Origin of the sequence: Bradyrhizobium sp., from assembly GCF_049798375.1 — a bacterium.
GTDB lineage: Bacteria > Pseudomonadota > Alphaproteobacteria > Rhizobiales > Xanthobacteraceae > Bradyrhizobium.
In genome coordinates, this window is the sequence record NZ_JBARGP010000008.1 from 1 (window position 1) to 1,690 (window position 1,690).

Annotated in this window: 2 protein-coding genes; one reads left to right on the forward strand and one right to left on the reverse strand. The window is 63.1% G+C overall.

Annotation, left to right across the window (positions count from 1 at the left end):
• The coding region (gene glnS / locus WA702_RS00155) for a glutamine--tRNA ligase (RefSeq protein ID WP_425108502.1) at positions 1 to 1,179 on the reverse strand (1,179 nt) is incomplete at its 3' end.
• A 134-nt stretch (positions 1,180 to 1,313) separates the two neighbouring features.
• Here glnS and WA702_RS00160 point away from each other — a divergent pair.
• A partial coding sequence (locus tag WA702_RS00160) for a glutamate--tRNA ligase family protein (RefSeq protein ID WP_425108503.1) occupies positions 1,314 to 1,690 on the forward strand: 377 nt, incomplete at its 3' end.

Here is a 1,690-nt window from a genome sequence, read left to right on the forward strand (position 1 = left end):
ATAGAGCTCGCGGCCGAACGCGATCTTCCGAGTACCCGCGGAAGGATCGTCGGGATGGTTGATCGCGTCGAGCTCCTCAACCTGGCCTTCCGGATAGTTCTCGATCACGACCTTGAGCGGCTTGAGCACCGCCATGCGGCGCTGTGCCGTGCGGTTGAGCTCCTCGCGGATGCAGAATTCGAGCATGCCGACATCGACCACGCTGTTGGCCTTGGCGACGCCGATGCGCTTGATGAACTCGCGCAATGCCGCCGGCGGCACGCCGCGTCGCTTCATGCCGGCAATGGTCGGCATGCGCGGATCGTCCCAGCCGGAGACATGGCCGTCCTGCACCAGCCTGGTCAGCACCCGCTTCGACAGCAAGGTGTAGGTCAGGTTGAGGCGCGCCATCTCGTACTGGCGCGGCGTCGACGGCACCGGCAGCTTGGACAAGAACCAGTCATAGAGCGGCCGATGGTCCTCGAATTCCAAGGTGCAAATCGAATGCGTGATGCCCTCGATCGCATCCGACTGGCCGTGCGCATAGTCGTAAGCAGGGTAGATCGACCAGGTGCCGCCGGTGCGCGGATGGTGCGCATGCAAAATCCGATACAGCACGGGATCGCGCAGATTGATGTTGCCGGCCGACATGTCGATCTTGGCCCGCAGCACGCGCGCGCCGTTCGGAAATTCGCCGGCCTTCATGCGGCGAAACAGGTCGAGATTCTCCTCGACCGTGCGATCCCGAAACGGGCTGTTCTTGCCGGGCTCGGTCAGGGTGCCGCGTGAGAGGCGGATCTCCTCCTGCGACTGGTCGTCGACATAGGCCAGGCCTTCGCGGATCAGCCCCTCCGCCCAGTCATAGAGGCGATCGAAATAGTCAGAGGCATAGAACAGGTCGTTGCCCCAGTCGTAGCCGAGCCAGTGTACGTCGGCCTGGATGGAGTCGATATATTCCTGCTCTTCCCGGGTCGGATTGGTGTCGTCGAAGCGCAGATGACAGCGGCCGCCGAATTCCTGGGCAATCCCGAAGTTCAGCGCAATCGACTTGGCATGGCCGATATGCAGGTAGCCGTTCGGCTCCGGCGGGAACCGGGTCACGACGACCTTGTGCCTGCCGCTGTCGAGATCGGCCTGGACGATGTCGCGGATGAAATCGCGCCCTGCCTCAGCCGCCGTCGCATTGTCTGTCGTCGTCATCAAGAATGTCCTGCTTCGGAATCTGCCAGACTATGTGCCAAATCCACCCTCCCCAAGGAAGGCTTTAGTTATGCGGGGGTCCTGCTATACACCCCCCGCCGTTCCGTCACCGCCAGGATGTGCTGCCGCTGCCAATGACCGATCAGATCGTCACCCGTTTTGCCCCGTCCCCGACCGGTTTCCTCCACATCGGAGGCGCCCGCACGGCCCTGTTCAACTGGCTCTATGCGCGCGGCCGCGGCGGCAAGATGCTGCTCAGAATCGAGGATACCGACCGGCAGCGATCAACCAAGGAGGCGATCGACGCCATCCTGGATGGATTGAGGTGGCTGGAGCTCGATTGGGACGGCGACGTCATCTACCAATATAGTCGCGCCGACCGGCATCGCGAGGTCGCCGAACAGCTGCTCGCCAGCGGCATGGCATACCGCTGCTATGCCACGCCGGACGAACTGGCGGCGATGAGGGAAAAGGCGCGCGCCGAAGGCCGCACCCGGCTCTATGACGGCCT